The sequence below is a fragment of the Streptomyces sp. NPDC104096 genome (genome assembly GCF_055584385.1).
In genome coordinates, this window is record NZ_JBVJMD010000009.1 from 60,782 (window position 1) to 79,144 (window position 18,363).

At 74.3% G+C, this 18,363-nt stretch carries 18 protein-coding genes; 11 read left to right on the forward strand and 7 right to left on the reverse strand.

Features of this window, described 5'->3' with window-relative positions; translation table 11 throughout:
* Positions 1–76 precede the first annotated feature (76 nt).
* Positions 77–868, forward strand: coding sequence for an acyltransferase (locus ACZ60B_RS12720; protein ID WP_469386021.1), 792 nt, complete (start codon positions 77–79; stop codon positions 866–868).
* Positions 869–915: 47 nt separating this feature from the next.
* Here the strand turns inward: ACZ60B_RS12720 and ACZ60B_RS12725 are convergent, their stop codons facing one another.
* Positions 916–1,773: a DMT family transporter gene (locus tag ACZ60B_RS12725; protein ID WP_469386022.1), complete on the reverse strand. Its 858-nt coding sequence runs from the start codon at positions 1,771–1,773 to the stop codon at positions 916–918.
* A gap of 145 nt (positions 1,774–1,918) precedes the next feature.
* Here ACZ60B_RS12725 and ACZ60B_RS12730 point away from each other — a divergent pair, with 145 nt between their 5' ends.
* Together ACZ60B_RS12730 and ACZ60B_RS12735 are read left to right on the forward strand one after the other, a co-directional pair.
* Positions 1,919–2,491: a helix-turn-helix domain-containing protein gene (locus ACZ60B_RS12730; protein WP_469386023.1), complete on the forward strand. Its 573-nt coding sequence runs from the start codon at positions 1,919–1,921 to the stop codon at positions 2,489–2,491.
* A 42-nt stretch (positions 2,492–2,533) separates the two neighbouring features.
* A complete protein-coding gene (locus tag ACZ60B_RS12735) occupies positions 2,534–3,091 on the forward strand; it encodes a YbaK/EbsC family protein (RefSeq protein WP_469386024.1) in 558 nt (185 codons plus the stop codon).
* Between the two features lie 2 nt (positions 3,092–3,093).
* Here the strand turns inward: ACZ60B_RS12735 and ACZ60B_RS12740 are convergent, their stop codons facing one another.
* Positions 3,094–4,266, reverse strand: a complete 1,173-nt coding sequence (locus ACZ60B_RS12740; RefSeq protein ID WP_469386025.1) for a cation diffusion facilitator family transporter — start codon at positions 4,264–4,266, stop codon at positions 3,094–3,096.
* A 76-nt stretch (positions 4,267–4,342) separates the two neighbouring features.
* Between ACZ60B_RS12740 and ACZ60B_RS12745 the strand changes: the two genes are divergently transcribed.
* Positions 4,343–4,702 (forward strand): ArsR/SmtB family transcription factor, encoded by a 360-nt coding sequence (locus tag ACZ60B_RS12745; RefSeq protein WP_469386026.1) that lies wholly within the window; start codon positions 4,343–4,345, stop codon positions 4,700–4,702.
* Positions 4,703–4,769: 67 nt separating this feature from the next.
* Here ACZ60B_RS12745 and ACZ60B_RS12750 read toward each other — a convergent pair whose 3' ends face one another.
* Entirely contained in the window at positions 4,770–5,177 is a 408-nt protein-coding gene (locus ACZ60B_RS12750; RefSeq protein ID WP_392618299.1) for a CoA-binding protein, read from the reverse strand.
* A 162-nt stretch (positions 5,178–5,339) separates the two neighbouring features.
* Here ACZ60B_RS12750 and ACZ60B_RS12755 point away from each other — a divergent pair, with 162 nt between their 5' ends.
* Both ACZ60B_RS12755 and ACZ60B_RS12760 read left to right on the forward strand, forming a co-directional pair.
* Positions 5,340–6,068: a hypothetical protein gene (locus ACZ60B_RS12755; protein ID WP_469386027.1), complete on the forward strand. Its 729-nt coding sequence runs from the start codon at positions 5,340–5,342 to the stop codon at positions 6,066–6,068.
* Positions 6,065–6,610: a SixA phosphatase family protein gene (locus ACZ60B_RS12760; RefSeq protein ID WP_469386028.1), complete on the forward strand. Its 546-nt coding sequence runs from the start codon at positions 6,065–6,067 to the stop codon at positions 6,608–6,610. The genes ACZ60B_RS12755 and ACZ60B_RS12760 overlap by 4 nt, the downstream gene beginning before the upstream one ends.
* A gap of 51 nt (positions 6,611–6,661) precedes the next feature.
* Here ACZ60B_RS12760 and ACZ60B_RS12765 read toward each other — a convergent pair whose 3' ends face one another.
* Positions 6,662–8,653 (reverse strand): APC family permease, encoded by a 1,992-nt coding sequence (locus ACZ60B_RS12765; RefSeq protein ID WP_469386029.1) that lies wholly within the window; start codon positions 8,651–8,653, stop codon positions 6,662–6,664.
* A gap of 125 nt (positions 8,654–8,778) precedes the next feature.
* On the opposite strand from ACZ60B_RS12765, the gene ACZ60B_RS12770 reads away from it, so the two are divergent.
* The 3 genes from ACZ60B_RS12770 to ACZ60B_RS12780 all read left to right on the forward strand — a co-directional run bounded on the left by ACZ60B_RS12770 (position 8,779) and on the right by ACZ60B_RS12780 (position 13,890).
* Entirely contained in the window at positions 8,779–9,405 is a 627-nt protein-coding gene (locus ACZ60B_RS12770; RefSeq protein WP_450662316.1) for a YigZ family protein, read from the forward strand.
* Positions 9,406–9,727: 322 nt separating this feature from the next.
* Entirely contained in the window at positions 9,728–10,891 is a 1,164-nt protein-coding gene (locus ACZ60B_RS12775) for an exonuclease SbcCD subunit D (RefSeq protein ID WP_469386030.1), read from the forward strand.
* Complete coding sequence (locus ACZ60B_RS12780; protein ID WP_469386031.1) at positions 10,888–13,890, forward strand: AAA family ATPase; 3,003 nt, start codon at positions 10,888–10,890, stop codon at positions 13,888–13,890. Before ACZ60B_RS12775 ends, ACZ60B_RS12780 begins: the two co-directional genes overlap by 4 nt.
* 45 nt (positions 13,891–13,935) lie before the next feature.
* On the opposite strand, the gene ACZ60B_RS12785 is transcribed toward ACZ60B_RS12780, so the two are convergent.
* Entirely contained in the window at positions 13,936–14,382 is a 447-nt protein-coding gene (locus ACZ60B_RS12785; RefSeq protein WP_469386032.1) for an Lrp/AsnC family transcriptional regulator, read from the reverse strand.
* A gap of 144 nt (positions 14,383–14,526) precedes the next feature.
* Here ACZ60B_RS12785 and ACZ60B_RS12790 point away from each other — a divergent pair, with 144 nt between their 5' ends.
* Both ACZ60B_RS12790 and ACZ60B_RS12795 read left to right on the forward strand, forming a co-directional pair.
* Positions 14,527–15,015 (forward strand): rhodanese-like domain-containing protein, encoded by a 489-nt coding sequence (locus ACZ60B_RS12790; RefSeq protein ID WP_469386033.1) that lies wholly within the window; start codon positions 14,527–14,529, stop codon positions 15,013–15,015.
* Between the two features lie 179 nt (positions 15,016–15,194).
* Positions 15,195–16,058: an SDR family oxidoreductase gene (locus ACZ60B_RS12795; protein ID WP_469386035.1), complete on the forward strand. Its 864-nt coding sequence runs from the start codon at positions 15,195–15,197 to the stop codon at positions 16,056–16,058.
* 10 nt (positions 16,059–16,068) lie between these two features.
* On the opposite strand, the gene ACZ60B_RS12800 is transcribed toward ACZ60B_RS12795, so the two are convergent.
* Together ACZ60B_RS12800 and ACZ60B_RS12805 are read right to left on the reverse strand one after the other, a co-directional pair.
* The gene (locus ACZ60B_RS12800) at positions 16,069–17,760 is read right to left on the reverse strand and encodes a DUF885 domain-containing protein (RefSeq protein WP_469386037.1); all 1,692 of its coding nucleotides are present in this window, start codon (positions 17,758–17,760) and stop codon (positions 16,069–16,071) included.
* Between the two features lie 87 nt (positions 17,761–17,847).
* Positions 17,848–18,336, reverse strand: a complete 489-nt coding sequence (locus tag ACZ60B_RS12805) for an Lrp/AsnC family transcriptional regulator (protein ID WP_469386039.1) — start codon at positions 18,334–18,336, stop codon at positions 17,848–17,850.
* Between the last annotated feature and the right edge of the window lie 27 nt (positions 18,337–18,363).

An 18,363-nucleotide genomic window follows, 5' to 3' on the forward strand; every position in this document is an offset into this window, starting at 1 on the left:
CGCCGTCTCCTCGTGTCCGTCGTACACCGGCACCGTACGCCACCGGGTGGGGTGAAGATCACAGGGCGCGGAAGGCGTGGCCACGGCAGGCGCCGACTACGGTGAGCGGGTGCCGAAGAGCAAGAACACGTTCTCATCCTGGTGGCGCCGCGCCGCGCAGCGGGCCGTCCACGCGGGCTGGGCCTGGGTGCAGCGCGCGGGCTCCGTCAGCGCCGAACACCCGGGGCGCTTCCGCTTCGGTTCGATCGGACCGGCCACCCGGCTCGCCTTCCCGCTCGGCACCGTGTTCGGCGAGCCGTGGATCCATCTCGGCTCCCACTGCATCGTCGCCGAACAGGTCACCCTCACCGCGGGTCTGATGCCCGACCTCGATCTGGGTCCGGACCCGATCCTGCGCATCGGCGACGGGGTCGTGCTCGGCCGCGGCAGCCATGTCATCGCCGACACGACGGTCACCATCGGCAGCGACTGCTACTTCGGGCCGTACGTCTACGTCACCTCCACGAACCACTCCTACGACGACCCGCACGAGCCCATCGGCAAGCAGTGGCCGCGGATGGAGCCGGTGGAGATCGGTCCGGGCTGCTGGATAGGCACCGGGGCGGTGATCCTGCCCGGTGCCCGGATCGGACGCAACGTCGTGGTGGCCGCGGGCGCGGTCGTCCGGGGGACCGTGCCCGACCACGCCGTGGTGGCCGGGGCGCCCGCCCGGGTCGTACGCCGCTGGACGCCGGACGAGGGCTGGCAGCCGCCGCTGCGCACCCCCGCGCCGGTGCCGGTCCCGGACGGGGTCACCTCCGACCAGTTGGTGGCGCTGTCGGAGCTCGACGAGGAGACGGTGGCGAGGCTGGCCCGGCTGGAGCCCTGAGGCCCTCAGGGCCGGCCGGCGCGCCCCGCGACACCGGGCCGGTCGGCTCAGCCGGTCGCCAGCAGCAGCGTGCCCACCAGGGCCAGGCCCGCGCCCGCCGCCTGGACCGCGCGCAGCCGTTCGCTGAGGAAGCCGCGCGCGGCCAGCGCCGTGACCACGGGGTAGAGCGAGGCGAGCACGGCGGCGACCGTGACCGGCCCGTGCTGGGCGGCGACGGAGTACGTGCCGTTGGCCGCGACGTCGGCGAGGCCGACGAAGGCGAGCGCCGGGAGCGAGGCCCAGGGGAAGCCGCCCGCCGGCAGGGCGGGGCCGCCGCGGCGCACGGAGGCGTACAGCGCTGCGCCGCCCACCGCCACGTTCGTCAGCCGCTGCACGAACAACGCCAGGAACAGGCCGGTGACCGTGGCCGACGCCTCGGCGATCAGCGCGAAGACCGTGCCGAAGCCGAGCGCGGCGATCAGCGTCAGCAGGATCGCCCGGCGCTGCACACCGGCGCCCCTGAGCTGCGGACCCCCCGCGAGCACGACACCGGTGACGGCGACGGCGATCCCCGCGGCCTGGGTCAGGCCGGGACGCTCGCCGAGGAAGAGTCCCACGCCGACGGGGACGGCGACGCTCAGGGTGGCCAGCGGGGAGACGACTCCCATCGGGCCCAGGGCGAGTGCCTTGTAGAAGGAGAGCAGCGCGACCGGGCCGACGAGGCCGGCGGCGAACGCGAACCACAGCCGTGGTCCGGCCTCGCTCCAGCCCCCGGTGGCGACCACGATCGCGCCGAGCACGACCGCGGCGATCCCCTGGGAGACCACGACGACGGTCAGCGCCGGGATCCGCCGGGTCAGCACCCCGCCGCCGAAATCGGCCAGGCCCCACAACAGGCTGGTGGCCAGGGCGAAGAGTGCTGTCACGGGGTGCCTCGCAGTACAGTTCGGTGAACGATCGGGTGCACCACACAGTAGTTCAGTGAAGTGAACCCTGTCATCCAGAATAATGAACCCCGGGTGCTCTTCGAATATCCACGGATATCCGGTCACACCAGATATTGGACGGAATGTGTCGGACCTCGACCTGCTGACCCAGTCCCTGGCGCGCAACGTCAAGCGCTGGCGCACCGAGCGCGGCTTCACCCTGGACGCGCTCGCCGCGCGGGCCGGCGTCAGCCGCGGCATGCTCATCCAGATCGAGCAGGCCCGCACCAACCCCAGCATCGGCACGGTCGTCAAGATCGGCGACGCCCTCGGCATCAGCATCACCACCCTGCTCGACTACGAACAGGGCCCGAAGGTGCGCGTCGTCCCCGCCGAGCAGGCCGTGCGGCTGTGGCACACGGACGCGGGCAGCTACAACCGGCTGCTCGCGGGCACCGAGGCCCCGGGCCCGCTGGAGATGTGGGACTGGCGGCTGATGCCCGGGGAGGACAGCCTCTCCGACCCGCATCCCGTCGGCACGGTCGAGCTCGTCCATGTCCTGGCGGGGGAGCTGACCCTCACCGTCGACGGCGTGGACCACGTCGTCCCGACCGGCGCGAGCGCGTCCTTCGAGGCCGACACCCCGCACACGTACGGCAACCGGGGCGACGTCCCGATGGAGATGGTGATGGCGGTCTCCGTCCCGCCCGTGCGCTGAGACGCCCCCGGGGCGCCGCCTCACGGCTGTTACCGTGCGGCCATGCGCGCACCCATCGGAGACTTCGACCACGCCACCCCGGCCCCCGACTGCCTCGACGAACTCACCGGCCCGGTCGCCGACGCCGTACGCCACTGGACCGGCACCGTCCCCGCCGACGAGATCCTCTACGTGGAGACCGACCCGCGATGGGCCGACACCGCCGTCTTCGTGGAGCACTACGGCCGGGACCTGCTGGAGCGGTCCGCGAACTGCGTGGTCGTCGCGGGCAAGCGCGGTGGCGGGACCGCCCTGGCCGCGTGCGTGGTCCTGTCCACCACCCGCGTCGACGTCAACGGCGTGGTGCGCCGGCAACTCGGCGCCCGCAAGGCCTCGTTCGCACCCATGGACACGGCGACGGGGGAGACCGGCATGGAGTACGGCGGGATCACCCCGATCGGGCTGCCCGCCGACTGGCCGGTGCTGGTGGACCCGGCGGTCGTCGACCTGCCGTACGTCCTGGTCGGCAGCGGACGCAGGCGCGGCAAGCTGCTGGTGCCGGGCAAGGCGTTCGCCCAACTGCCGGGTGCGGTCGTGCTGGAGGGCCTGGGCGCGCCCTGAGGTCACACCCGCGCGTGGTGGGCCAGCGCCAGATGCGGGTCGGCCTGGCCCGCGACCGGCGCGGGATCGGCGTGCACCAGGGCCGCGGTGAGCCGGGGAACGGCGTGCAGCAGGGCGTGCTCGGCGTCCACGGCGATCGCGTGGGCCTGCCGCACGGTCGCCTCGCCGTCCACCACCACGGCCACCTCGGCGCGCAGCCGGTGCCCGATCCAGCGCAGCCGCAGCTCGCCGACCCCGCGCACCCCCTCGACCGCCGACAGCGCCCGCTCGGCCCGGTCCACCAGCGCCGGGTCCACGGCGTCCATGACCCGCCGGAACACCTCGCGCGCGGCGTCCCGCAGCATCAGCGCGATCGCGGCCGTGATCGCCAGCCCCACCACCGGGTCGGCCGCCTGCCGGCCGAGCGCCGAGCCGCCGGCGCCGATCAGCACCGCCAGTGAGGTGAACCCGTCGGTACGGGCGTGCAGTCCGTCGGCGACCAGCGCGGCCGAACCGATCGAGCGGCCGACCCGGATCCGGTACCGGGCCACCCACTCGTTGCCCGCGAAGCCGACCAGGGCGGCCACGGCGACCGCCGGGACGTGCTCGACGGGCCGCGGCGACAGCAGCCGCTCGAACGCGGTCCACCCCGCGAAGGCCGCCGAAGCGCCGATCGTCAGCACGATCGCCAGGCCCGCCAGGTCCTCCGCGCGGCCGTAGCCGTAGGTGAAGCGGCGGGTCGCGGCCCGCCGGCCCAGCACGAAGGCGATGCCGAGCGGCACGGCGGTCAGCGCGTCCGCGGTGTTGTGCACCGTGTCGCCGAGCAGCGCCACCGACCCGGAGAGGACCACGACCACCGCCTGCACCGCCGCCGTCGTCCCGAGCACGGCCAGCGACACCCACAGCGCGCGCAGCCCCCGGGCCGAGGCTTCCAGGGCCGGGTCGAGCCGGTCGGCGGTCTCGTGGGAATGGGGGGCGAGGAGATGGGAGAGGCGGTGCCGCAGCCGGCCGACGGGACGCGCCGACTCGTGGCCGTGGGGGTGCTCCCGACGGTGGGGGTGTGCGTGCTCATGACGGCTCGAACCGTGGCCCTGACGGCGGGAGGGGCCGGGCCCGTGCCCGTCGTGGTGCACATGACCACGACCGTGGCCGTGCGCGTGGTCCTGCTCGTGTCCCTTGTCGTGCCGGTCGCTCACGGCGATCCCCTTCCGGTGCGCCGGGCGCGGGTGCGCGGGAGTGGACGCGACCCGCCCTCGGAGCCATTATGTGCGCATGAGCGCACACACGCACCTGTCGCCTGCGCATCACGGGCATCCGCGTACCCCCGGCGAGGAGCATTTCGCCCTCGCGGCCGAGATCCTTTCCCTGCTCGGCGACCGCACCCGCCTCACCCTGCTGCACGCGCTGGCGGCCGGGGAGGCGGACGTCACCACGCTCACGGAGACCTGCGGAGCGGCGCGGCCGGCCGTCAGCCAGCATCTGGCACGGCTGCGCCTCGCCGGACTGGTGAGCACCCGCAAGGAGGGCCGCCGGGTCGTCTACGCGCTCCGCGACGGCCATCTGCGCCGTCTGCTGGACGAGGCGCTCGACGTGGCCGACCACAGGCTCCGCGACCAGCCCGTCCACGACTGACCCGCGGTCGGCCCGTCCACGAACGACCTTCGGTCGGCCCGTCCACGACCGACCCGCGGTCGGACCGTCAGCCCAGCCTCGGGATCTCGATCGCCGGGCAGCGGTCCATCACCATCTCCAGGCCCGCGGCCCGGGTACGGTCGTACGCCTCCTCGTCGACGACGCCGAGCTGGAACCAGACCGCCCGCGCCCCCTTGGCGACCGCCTCGTCGGCGACCGCCCCGGCGAGATGGCCGTTGACGAACACATCGACCACGTCCACGTCGAAGGGGATGTCCGCGAGGGACGCGTAGCCGCGCTCCCCGTGCACGGTCTCCGCCTTGGGGTGCACGGGCACGACCCGCTTGCCGAAGCGCTGGAGCACCTCGGCGACGCCGTACGCGGCGCGGCCGCGGTTGGAGGACAGGCCCACCACGGCCCAGGTGTCACCGAGCCCGGTGAGTATCTTGCGGATCGTTGCCTCGTCGCCGTACACCGGCGGCCTCCTCGACACAGACGGGAAAAGAGCTCTCCCGGGGACAACAGCACGGTACGCGGTGGGATTCCGGCGACCGTGTCCCGCCCGCGGTACCGGTTCGATGTCCTGATTCCGCGCAGCCTGTCTGCGCGACGGCCTCCACGCGCCTACGCTCACCTAGTGCTCCGCATCATCGACGCCCGTATTGGCGAACTCGTCGACGCCGCCCCGGTCCGCCGGGGCCTGACCCGGGTCGAGGCGCACGTGCCCGGGTTCGACCTCACCGCCCTGCGCCTGCTCCTCGTCACCGACCTTCTCGTACGCGCCCTCGAGCTCGGCGGCACGCCGGTGTGGGCGCTGCTGACCGCACCGCGCGAGGGGGCCGAGCTGCGCGCGGGCGCCGCGGCCCTCGGGGTGCGGCCCTTCGAGGACGCGCGGGACATCGGGACCGGACTGGGCGAGGCCCAGGTCCTGCACGTGGTGGGCACGGGCGGCGCCGTGCCCGACGGCGTCCGGGTCGAGGTCGCGCCCGTCGTCCCCGACGGGTCGGGTGTCCCACAGGGCACCGACCCGACCGTGTTGCGCCTGGCGCTGCTCGGCCACCCGCGCGGCGCGCCCCTGCACCTCGGACCGGACGCCCTGACGGACGCCGAGCGCACCCTCGGGCGCTGGCGCCGCGCGGTCGCCGGCTGGGCGACCCGCCCCTCCCGGCCGGTCCCCGACCAGGTGCGCGTACGGCTGCGCACCGCCTGGGAGGACGACCTGGACGTGCCCGAGGTCCTGAACGTCCTGCGCTGGGTGGAGGAGGCCGGGCCGGACCTGCCGGAGGGCGCCCGCTTCGAGACGTACGCCTACGCCGACCGGCTGCTGGGCCTGGAGCTCACCCGCGACCTGGGAACCCTGGTATGACCGCGCGCGCCGGGGCGGGCCCGCTGCGCCGCCTGGTCGTGCTGCGGCACGCCAAGTCCGCCTGGCCGGAGGGCGTGCCCGACCACCGGCGGCCGCTCGCGCCGCGGGGCCGCCGGGACGCGCCGGCCGCGGGCCGGGCCCTCGCCGAGGCCGACTTCCTGCCCGACCTCGCCCTGTGCTCCACCGCCCTGCGGGCCCGGCAGACCTGGGACCTGGCCGCCGCCGAGTGGGGCACCCCGCCGCCGGTGCGCTACGACCCGAGGCTGTACGGGGCCGGTGCGCCGGAACTGCTGGACGTGGTGCGCGAGACACCGCCCGAGGTCGAGACGCTGCTGCTGGTCGGCCACAATCCCGGCCTGGAGGAACTCGTCCTCGACCTGGCCGACGACGGCCTCGACGGAGCGCTCGACGAGGTCCGGGCGAAGTTCCCGACCTCGGCGATCGCGGTCCTCGCCTGGTACGGGAGCACCTGGCGGGCGCTCGCCCCGAACTCGGCCCTGCTGACGTCGATGACGGTGCCGCGGGGACGGCGGCTGGGCTAGCGCCGCGACGGGGCGACAGGCGACGGGGCGACGGGGCGACAGGGACCGGCCTCAGCCCACATGGACGTACGGCCTGCGCTGCGGGGTCTGTTCCGCGCGGCGCAGCACCTCCCGGGTGACCGGCGCGACCTCCCCGTCGCCGAAGACCAGGAACCGGACCAGATGGCTGACGGGGTTGCCCTCCGTCCAGCTGAAGTAGGCGTGCGGCACCTCGCCGGTGCGGTCGCGCAGGGCCAGCAGCACCGCGGCGATGGTGTTGGGCACCGTCGGGCCCTGCGCCCGCAGCCGCCGTACGCCGTGCATCTCGTCGCCGCGCACGGTGACGTCGGCGCTGAAGTCCGAGGAGTCGCGCACGAACACCTCCAGGAACAGCACCGGGCCGCCCTTCGGGATGGGGGTGTGCCCGCGCTGTTCGTGCTCCTTGGCCCGGTACTCCCGCCGGGTGTGCTCCACCGGTTCGTTCGCGATCAGCCGCAGCGGGCCGGCCCGGGCCGCGCCGTCGACGATCCGCCTCGCGTGCTCGTCGAGGACGACCTCGGCGACGCGCAGTTCGAAGGCCCGGTGCACCCGCGAGACGAACGAGGTCACCAGGATGGCCACGATGAAGATCGTCGCGATCTTGATGCCGTCCGGCCGCTCGACGACGTTCGCCACCAGCGTGTACGCGAACACGGCGGTGATCGCGCCGAAGCCGAGCGCGGCACGGTGGCGGCCACGCCGGTGCACGGCGACCGTGGAGGCGAACGCCGCCGACAGCATCAGCACCAGCACACCGGTCGCGTACGCGCCGCTCTGCCGGTCCACGTTCGCGTCGAACCACAGGGTGATGAGCACCGCCGCGGTCATGAAGACCAGCACCAGCGGACGCACCGCCCGCGTCCACTCGGGGGCCATGCCGTAGCGCGGCAGATAGCGCGGTACGAGGTTCAGCAGCCCGGCCAGCGCGGAGGCGCCCGCGAACCACAGGATGGTGATCGTGGAGACGTCGTACACCGTGCCGAACACCTGGCCGAGATGCTGGTGCGCGAGATAGGCCAGCGCGCGGCCGTTGGCCTTGCCGCCGCTCCTGAACTCCGACTGCGGGATGAGGATCGTCGTGGCCAGGCTGGACAGCAGCAGGAAGCAGCTCATGATCAGCGCGGCCGTGGTGAGCAGCCTGCGGGTGCCGTGGACACGGCCCGCCGGGTTCTCGTACGTGTCCGTCGGAGCGCCCCTGACCTGCGGCATCACGGCCACACCGGTCTCGAAGCCGGACATGCCGAGGGCCAGCTTCGGGAAGACCAGCAGCGCCACGCCGATCATCATCAGGGGCGAGGAGTGCCGCGCGCCGAGCGCGTCGGTCCAGTCGTCGACGCGCACCGGGCCGGTGAACACCGCCCACGCGGAGGCGGCGAGCACCACCAGATTCAGGGTCAGGTACGTCGCCACCAGCGCGACCGCGATGCCGATCGCCTCCCGGAAACCCTTCAGGAAGACCCCGCCCAGCAGCCCCACCAGCACCAGGGTGATCCACAGGTTCTCGCCGCGCAGCCACGGCGGCGCGAACGGGTTCTCCACCACGTGCGCGGCGGCGTCCGCCGCCGACAGGGTGATCGTGATGATGAAGTCGGTCGCCGCGAAGCCCAGCAGCACCAGCACGAAGATCTTCCCCGACCACCACGACAGCAGCCGCTCCAGCATGGCGATCGACCCCTCGCCGTGCGGGCTCTCGCGCGCCACCCGGCGGTAGACCGGCAGCGCGCCGAACAGGGTCAGCGCGATCAGCACCATGGTCGCGAGCGGGGACAGCAGACCGGCGGCGAGCGCGGCGATGCCCGGCTGGTAGCCGAGCGTGGAGAAGTAGTCGACACCGGTCAGGCACATCACCCGCCACCACCGGTGGCCCTCCTGCCCGGCCCGCGCCTTCGCGTGCGGGCCGGGGTGCCGCGCGGTCTGCTCGCTCAGGCCCTCCAGCAGCCAGGCCCGCCAGCGGGCCGTGCGCGCGGAGCGGCCCGAGGGGGTGGCCCCGGCGCCGCCGGTGCTCCCCACGTGCGTACCGGTCATGCCGGTGTCTCCCGTCTTGCGGACCTCCCCACATCGTCGCCCGCACCCGCGACGCGGGCGACCGCACGAGCGGCCGTCCGGACGGCCGTACGGGCGGCCGCACGGGCGCGGTCTAGGCTGGCCGGATGCAGGACCAGTACCGCACCGTCGCCCACCCGGGTGTGCACGAGACCGAGGTCAACCGTTCCCGTTTCCTGTGCGCGCTCGCTCCGGCGGCCACCGAGCAGGAGGCCCAGGACTTCGTCGCCGCCGTCCGCAAGGAGCACGCCGACGCCACGCACAACTGCTGGGCCTACGTCATCGGAGCCGACGCCTCCGTCCAGAAGGCCAGCGACGACGGCGAGCCGGGCGGCACGGCCGGGGTCCCCATGCTCCAGATGCTGCTGCGTCGTGACATGCGGTACGTCGTCGCCGTCGTCACCCGCTACTACGGCGGCGTCAAGCTCGGCGCGGGCGGCCTCATCCGGGCGTACGGAGGTGCCGTCGGCGAGGCCCTGGACGCGCTCGGCACCCTGACCCGGCGGCGCTTCCGGGTGGCCACGGTGACCGTCGACCACCAGCGGGCGGGCAAGGTCCAGAACGACCTGCGCTCGACCGGGCGGGAGGTGCGGGACGTGCGGTACGGGGAGGCGGTCACCATCGAGATCGGGCTGCCGGACGCGGACGTGCCGGCCTTCCGGGGGTGGCTCGCGGACGTGACGGCCGGCACCGCCGGGTTCGAACTGGGCGGCGAGGCGTACGGGGACGCCTGAGGGCCGAGGGCCGAGGGCCGAGGGCCGAGTGTCGGCGCCCGACGCCCGGCGCTCCGGTGGTGCCGGGACGTATCTCGTTGCTCACCCCGGCGGCGGTCATCTGTCACACCGATGTGGGCATATTGGACAATTGACTGTTGTGCGGGTGTGACGGGCCGGGATCCGTGGGGGATCGGTTGCCGAAAAGCGTTAGCGTGGTGGACGCCGACCGGAGGATCCCTCCCGGTTCGGCCCGAGTGCGCGCCGGTGCCTTCCGCCGCGTGCCCGCGGGTACCGGTCCAGAAGGCGCAGGTGGGGGAGACGTGCAGGTCGGAGCGGTTTCTTGAGGTTGCTGCACACGTCCGACTGGCATCTGGGCCGGTCGTTCCACCGGGTCGGCATGCTCGGCGCCCAGGCCGACTTCATCGGCCACCTCGTCACGACCGTGCGTGAGCACGCCGTGGACGCCGTGGTCGTGTCGGGAGACGTCTACGACCGGGCGGTGCCACCGCTCGGCGCGGTCGAGCTGTTCGACGACGCCCTGCACGGACTGGCCGAGCTCGGCGTGCCGACCGTGATGATCTCCGGCAACCACGACTCCGCCCGCCGGCTGGGGGTCGGAGCCGGGCTGATCGACCGAGCCGGCATCCATCTGCGTACCGAGCCGGCGGCCTGCGGCACACCGGTGGTGCTGGCCGACGCGCACGGGGACGTCGCCTTCTACGGCCTGCCGTATCTCGAACCCGCCCTGGTCAAGGACGAGTTCGCGGTGACCAGACCGGGGCACGAGGCAGTGCTCGCCGGTGCCATGGACCGGGTCCGCGCCGACCTCGCCGGCCGGGCGACGGGCACCCGATCCGTCGTGCTGGCCCACGCCTTCGTCACCGGGGGAGAGGCCAGCGACAGCGAGCGGGACATCACCGTCGGCGGAGTGGCCGCCGTGCCCACAGGGGTCTTCGACGGCGTGGACTACGTGGCCCTGGGCCATCTGCACGGCTGCCAGACCATCACCGACCGCGTGCGCTACTCCGGCTCCCCGCTGGCGTACTCCTTCTCGGAGGCGGAGCACCGCAAGAGCATGTGGCTCGTCGACCTCGACGCCGACGGCGCGGTCACCGCCGAGCGCGTCGACTGCCCGGTGCCCCGCGCGCTGGCCCGCATCCGCGGCCCGCTGGAGCGGTTGCTCGCCGATCCCGCGCTCGCCCGGCACGAGGAGGCGTGGGTCGAGGCGACGCTCACCGACCCGGTCCGCCCGGCCGATCCCATGGCCCGGCTCACCGATCGCTTCCCGCACACCCTCAGCCTCGTCTTCGACCCCGAGCGCGCCCCGGACGACCCCGGCCTGTCGTACGCCGCACGCCTCGCCGACCGCAGCGACCAGCAGATCGCGGAGGACTTCGTGGCGCATGTGCGCGGCGCCGGGCCCGACGAACGGGAACGGGCCGTCCTGCGGGACGCGTTCGACGCGGTGCGCGCCGACGACGCCGTGCGGGAGGTGGCCCGGTGAGGCTCCACCGCTTGGACATCACCGCCTTCGGGCCGTTCGGCGGGGCGCAGACGGTCGACTTCGACGCGCTGTCCGCCGCCGGTCTCTTCCTGCTGCACGGCCCGACCGGCGCGGGCAAGACCTCCGTCCTCGACGCGGTCTGCTACGCGCTCTACGGCGCGGTCCCCGGCGCCCGCCAGGGCGCCCAGGGCCTGACGCTGCGCAGCGACCACGCCGCGGCGGCCGTCCGTACCGAGGTGCGCCTCGAACTGACCGTGGCCGGGCGCCGGTTGGAGATCACCCGGCAGCCGCCCTGGGAGCGCCCCAAGCTGCGCGGCTCGGGCACCACCGTCGACAAGGCCCAGACCTGGCTGCGCGAGTACGACGCCGCCGCCGGCGCCTGGAAGGACCTCAGCCGCTCGCACCAGGAGATCGGCGAGGAGATCACCCAGCTGCTCGGCATGAGCCGCGAGCAGTTCTGCCAGGTGGTCCTGCTCCCGCAGGGCGACTTCGCGCGGTTCCTGCGCGCCGACGCCGAGGCCCGCGGCAAGCTGCTCGGCCGCCTCTTCGACACCCGCCGCTTCGCCGAGGTCGAGAAGCGGCTGGCCGACCGCAGGAAGGCCACCGAGGCCCAGGTGCGCGAGGGCGACGCCGCGTTGCTCGCGGACGCCCACCGGATGCAGCAGGCGGCGGGCGGCGCCCTGGAGCTGCCCGAACTGACCCCCGGACAGCCGGGGTTGGCCGACGCCGTGCTGAGCGCCGCCGCCGTCGCCCGCAGCACCGCCCGCGAGGAACTGGCCGTCGCCCACTGCCGCCTCGGCGCCGCCGAGAGCGCGCAGCACGCCGCCGAGCGCGCACTGTCCGACGTACGCGAAGTGGCCCGGTTGCAGCAGCGGTTCGGCCAGGCGCGGCAGCGGGCCGCGCTCCTGGCGGAACGGGCCGACACGCACCGGGCGGAGCAGTCCCGCATGGAGCGCGGACGCAAGGCCGAGGCGGTCGCGCCGGCGCTGGAGCTGCGCGAGGCCGCCGACACCGAGCACCGCAGGGCGGCCGCCGCCGAGACGCACGCACGCGCCCTGCTGCCGGACACCTTCGCTGAAGCGGGCGCGGCCGGACTCGCGGCCGCCGCGCGCCGGGCCGCCGAGGAGCTCGGCCGACTGGAGTCGGCCCGCCGCGCGGAGCACCGCCTGAACGAACTCACCGCCGAGCGCACCGGCCTGGACCGCCAGGAACGCGCCGACGACGACGTCCTCGCCGAGGCGGAGAGCTGGCTCGGCGCCTGGGAGGCGGTCCGGACCGCTCTCCAGGCCCGGATCTCCTCGGCCCAGGCGGCCGCCGTCCTCGCCGAGCAGCTCGCCGTACGACGCGAGCCCGCGCGGGCCCGCCTGGACGCCGCCCGGACCCGCGACCGGCTCACCGTGGACGTCGAAGCGGCACGCCTGGGAGCCTTCGAGGCGGAGAAGCACGCTGCTCAGGCCCGCGCCGACTGGCTGGACCTGAAGGAACAGCGGCTGAACGGCATCGCCGCCGAACTGGCCGCGGGCCTGCGGGACGGCGAGCCCTGCGCCGTCTGCGGGGCCACCGCGCACCCCGCGCCCGCCCGCAAGGTCGCCGGACACGTCGGGCGAGAGGCGGAGGAACGCGCCCTGGCCGCCTACCGCGACGCCCAGGAACGCCACGCGGGGGAGGAACGGCGGCTGGCCGCCGTACGCGAGGCGCGGGCCGCCGCCACCGCCGAGGCCGGCGACACCCCGACCGAACAACTGGTCCAACAGGCGGACGAGTTGGAGCGGCAGTACACCGAGGCCCGTCGCGACGCCTCCGGACTGCACCCGGCGAACGAGGAGTTGAGGCAGGCCGAGCAGGAACGCGAACGGCGCAGCGCGCTGCGTCAGGAGGCGGCCGTCCGGGCCGCCGCCCGGGTCGGCCACCGCGACCGGCTGGAGCGCGAACGGGTCACGCTGGAGGCGGAGTTGGCGCAGGCCAGCGGTGAGGCGGGCAGCGTCGCCGCGCGCAGCGCCCAACTGGAGCGGCAGGTCGGCCTGCTCACCGACGCGGCCGACGCCGCCCGCACCGCCGAGGACACCGCGCGCCGACTCAAGGAAGCCGACGCGCGCCTGGCCGACGCCGCCTTCCGCGCCGGGTTCGACACCCCGCAGGCCGCGGCCGCCGCCCTGCTCGACGACGCCGCCCACCGCGAGCTGCAACGCCGTCTGGACGCCTGGCAGTCCGAGGAGTCCGCGGTACGCGCCGTGCTCGCCGAGGCCGACACCGCGGCCGCCGCCCAGCAGCCGCCCGCCGACAGCGACGCCGCCGAGCGGGCCGCCGCCCTGGCCGGCCGCCGGCTGCGGGAGGCCGCCTCCGGACGCGACGCGGCCGCCCGGCGCTGCGCCGAACTCGACCGGCTCTCCACCCGTGCGGCCACCGGGGCGCGGCGCCTGGCCCCGCTGCGCGAGGAGTACGACCGGGTCGCCCGCCTGGCGGGCCTCGCCGCGGGCACCTCGGCCGACAACGAGCGCCGGATGCGCCTGGAGTCGTACGTCCTGGCGGCCCGCCTGGAGCAGGTCGCCGCCGCCGCGAGCGCCCGGCTGGAGCGCATGTCGTCCGGCCGCTACACCCTCGTCCACTCCGACGACCGGGCCGGCCGCGGCCGCAGCGGGCTCGGGCTGCACGTCGTCGACGCCTGGACCGGGCGGGAGCGGGACACGGCGACCCTGTCGGGCGGCGAGACGTTCTTCGCCTCGCTCTCCCTGGCGCTCGGTCTCGCGGACGTCGTCACCGACGAGGCCGGCGGGGTCCGCCTGGACACCCTCTTCATCGACGAGGGCTTCGGCAGCCTCGACGACCAGACCCTCGACGAAGTGCTCGACGTCCTCGACTCACTGCGGGAGCGGGACCGCAGCGTCGGCATCGTCAGCCACGTCGGCGATCTGCGGCGGCGCGTCCACGCGCAACTGGAGGTCGTCAAGGGCCGCTCGGGCTCGGCGGTGCGGCAGCGGGACGCGGGAGGCGCGGGTTGAACCCGGGGCTCCGGGAGCCGGCCGGGGCTCCGGGACCCGCCCCGGTCACCGGCCGAGCGGGCGCCTGGGCAGGGGCGAGGAGTAGACGACGCTGGTGGTGACCGAGCCCAGCGTGCCGATCTTGCCCGACACCTCCTCCAGATGACGCATCGAGCGGGCCGCGACCTTGATGACGAAGCAGTCGTCGCCCGTCACATGGTGCGCCTCCAGGATCTCCGGCGTCACGGCGACGAGGTCGTGGAAGGGCTTGTAGTGGCCGTTCGGGTAGCGCAGGCGGACGTAGGCGAGGATCGGCAGGCCGAGCCGCTCGGGATCGACGACCGCCGTGTACCCCTGGATGACCCCCGCCTCCTCCAGACGACGCACCCGCTCGGTGACGGCGCTCGCGGACATCGAGACGGCACGGGCGAGTTCGGCGAAGCTGGCACGGCCCTCGCGCTGGAGGGCGTCGAGGATCCGCCAGTCGGTGGCGTCCGGGGAATACGCGGTCATGATCGAGGAATAGCAGGAGAATCCCCGGCCGATCAAGTGGACGGCCGGGGATCGCCACTTCAGGACGGCGATCATCACCCGTAGATTTCTGGGCATGGAGATCCGCCGCACCGCCGACGCGGCGGCCCGAGGGAAGGCCGCACCATGACCGCCACCGCTGCCGCTGCCGTCACCAACCCCGTCCTGCGCGTCGCCCCGGCGGCCCCGGCCGAGGCCGCCGCCTACTTCCGCGCCAGCCTCGTCTTCCACGCCGACGTCTCCGACGTCGCCGCCACGCTCGCGGCCGAGGGCGACCCCGGCTTCGTCGTCCTGGACTCGCGCTCCACCGAGTCCTGGGACCAGGGCCACATCCCCGGCGCGGTCCACCTGCCGACCGCGCTCATCGCCGAACAGGCCGCGGGGCTCCTCGACAAGTCGGTGCCGGTCGTGACGTACTGCTGGGGACCCGGCTGCAACGGTGCCACCCGGGCCGCCCTCGCCCTCGCCGAACTCGGCTACCAGGTCAAGGAGATGCTGGGCGGCTTCGAGTACTGGGTGCGCGAGGGCTTCGCCTACGAGACCTGGGAGGGCCCCGCGCGCCGGGACGCGGACTCGCTGACGGCACCGGTGGACGCGCAGGACTGCGGCTGCTGACCCGGCGACCGTATGACCCGGCGACCGCATGAGCCGGCGACCGCATGAGCCGGCGGGCGCGTGACCCGGCGACCGATGTGGCCCGGCGGGCCGACGTGGCCCGGCGGGTCGACGGCCGCGGGGAGGGAGAAGCGATATTCGTGGGCGCCGTTCCCGCAGGGCCACCATCATGGTCGTCCATGACCCCGACCCCGACCCCGCACCCCGCGCCGCTCCCCGGTCCGCAGGACCTCCGTCGTGACCCGCTGCCCCTGCGCGGCCGGACCGCCCTGGTCACCGGGGCCAGCCGCCGCGCCGGCATCGGGCACGCGGTGGCCCGGCGGCTCGCCGCGTACGGGGCGAGCGTCTACCTGCACCACCACGTCCCGCACGACACCGCCATGCCCTGGGGCGCCGACCGGCCCGAGGCGGTGACCGCCTCCGTACGCGCCGCACTCGGCGACCCGGAGGCCCGGGTGGTCGCGGGGCCGGGCGACCTGGCCGACCCGGCCGCCCCCGCCGCGCTGGTCGGCACCGCCGCCGCGGCGCTCGGCGGACGGCTCGACATCCTCGTCGCCAACCACGCCCTCAGCGGATCCGACGGCACCCTCGACACGGTCGACGCGACGATGCTCGACGCGCACTGGGCGGTCGACGCCCGCTCCGTGCTGCTCCTCGTCCAGGCGTACGCCCGGCTGCGCGCCGCCCTGCCGTCGCGCACCGCGGGCGGACGGGTGGTGATGATGACGTCCGGACAGGACCACGCGGGCGGGATGCCCGACGAGATCGCGTACGCCCTCCAGAAGGGCGCGCTGGCCTCCGTCACCCGCTCCCTGTCGACCACGCTCGCCGATCACGGCGTCACCGTCAACACCGTCAACCCGGGCCCGGTGGACACCGGTTACGCGAGCGGCGACGACCTCGCGGCCGTCGCCGCCCGCTTCCCGGCCGGCCGGTGGGGGCTGCCCGACGATCCGGCCCGCCTCATCGCGTGGCTGGCCACGGACGAGGCGGAGTGGGTCACCGGTCAGGTCATCGACTCGGAGGGCGGCTTCCGCAGGTGAGCCCCGCGGATCAGAGCCGCGACAGCTCGTCCACCAGGTCGTCCAGGCCCAGCGAGCCCTGCGACAGCGCCGCCATGTGCCACGCCTTGAGGTCGAAGGCCTCGCCGTGCCGCTCGCGCGCCTTCTCCCGGCCCAGCAGCCAGGCCCGCTCGCCGAGCTTGTAGCCGATCGCCTGGCCGGGGATCGTCAGATAGCGGGTCAGTTCGCTCTCCACGAAGTCCGCCGGCCGGCTGCTGTGCGCGCCGAAGAACTCCTCGGCCAGCTCCGGGGTCCAGGTCTCGCCCGGGTGGAACGGGGAGTCCGCGGGGATCTCCAGTTCCAGGTGCATGCCGATGTCGACGATGACACGCACGGCCCGCATCATCTGCGCGTCGAGATAGCCGAGCCGCTGTTCGGCGTCGGTGAGGAAGCCCAGCTCGTCCATCAGCCGTTCCGCGTACAGTGCCCAGCCCTCGACGTTGGCGCTCACCCCGCCGAGCGTCGCCTGGTAGCGGGAGAGGTCCGCCGCGACGTGCGCCCACTGCGCGAGCTGGAGGTGGTGGCCGGGAACGCCCTCGTGGTACCAGGTGGAGACGAGGTCGTAGACCGGGAAGCGGGTCTGGCCCATCGTCGGCAGCCAGGTACGGCCCGGACGGGAGAAGTCCTCCGTCGGCGCGGTGTAGTACGGAGCCGCAGCGCCGCCCGGAGGCGCGATGCGGGACTCCACCTTCCGCACCCGCTCGGCGAGTTCGAAGTGCGTGCCGTCCAGCGCGTCGATCGCCTGGTCCATCAGGCCCTGGAGCCAGTCGCGGACCTCGTCGACGCCCTCGATGTGCTTGCCGTGCTCGTCGAGGTGGGCGAGCGCCACCCACGGCGTCGCCGCGCCCGGCAGGATCCGCTCGGCCTCCCGCTCCATCTCGCCGCGCAGCCGGTGGTACTCGGCCCAGCCGTACGCGTACGCCTCGTCCAGATCGAGGTCCGTGCCGTTGAAGTAGCGCGACCAGCAGGCGTACCGCTCGCGGCCCACCGGGTTCGGCGCGCCCTCGATCGTGGGCGCGTACACATCACGCATCCAGTCCCGCAGCTCCACGACGGCCGCCGTCGCCCCGCGCGCCGCCTCGTCCAGCTCCGCGCGCAGCTCCTGCGGGCCGTCCGCCGCGAACTCCTCGAACCAGCCGCCGCTGCCGTCGTCCGGACCCGACCACTCGGTGAGCTGGTCGATGAACGTGGCCGTCGGACGCGGTGCCGCGTACAGCTTGCGCTCCAGGCCCAGCGCGAGCGACTCGCGGTAGCCGTTCAGCGCGGCCGGCACCGCGCGCAGCCGCTCGGCGATCGCCGACCAGTCCTGCGCGGTCTGCGCCGGCGTGATGGTGAAGACCTCGCGCACCGAATGCGGCGCGGTGTGCAGGTTGCCGACCGCGCGCAGATGCTCGTCGGACTCGTGCATGGCGAGCTCCGCGGTCAGCCGCTCGCGCAGCAGCCGTCCGCAGCGGCGCTCGATGTCACGGTCGGCGCCGGGCTGCCGCTCGGCCTCGTCGAGCCGGGCGAGCGTGGTGCGGGCCAGCGCGGCGAGCGCCTCCTGTCCCGCGGGCGAGGTGTCGGGCAGGCGGCTCGAACTCTCCTGCACGCCGAGATAGGTGCCGGTGATCGGGTCGAGGGCGACCAGGTCGTCGACATAGGCGTCGGCGACCTGGCGGGGCAGCGGGCTCTTCGTCTCTGACATGCGGACATCCTCGTACGGATACCGGTGCCGCGTCAGCCCGGTTTACCGGGCAGGATCCGGCGCCTGTCCGGTTCTGTCACAGCGGCGCTAGGGCGGGCCCGGTCTGCCGGGCGGCAGCAGCGGGCCGCACTCCCACTGCTGGAAGATCAACCGGGTCTCGACCCTGGCGACTTCGCGCTGCGAGGTGAACTCGTCCAGCACCAGGCGCTGGAGGTCGGCCATGTCCGCGACCGCGACATGGACGAGGTAGTCGTCGGGACCGGTGAGGTGGAAGACGGTGCGCGCCTCCGGCAGCGCGCGTATCCGCTCCACGAACGGTCCCACCAGCTCCCGTCGGTGCGGTCTGACCTGCACCGACAGCAACGCCTCAAGACCGCGCCCCAGCTTCGCCGGGTCGACCCGCAGCTGATGGCCGAGGATCACCCCCGAGCGGCGCAGCCGTGCCACGCGGTCCAGACACGTCGACGGTGCGACCCCGACCTGCGCGGCGAGATCACGGAACGTGGTCCGGGCGTCGTTCTGCAACAGCCGCAGCAGGTGAAGGTCCACCGGATCCAGTACGACAGATTCGGCCATGCCCCGAACGTAGCACGGTGTTCGAAT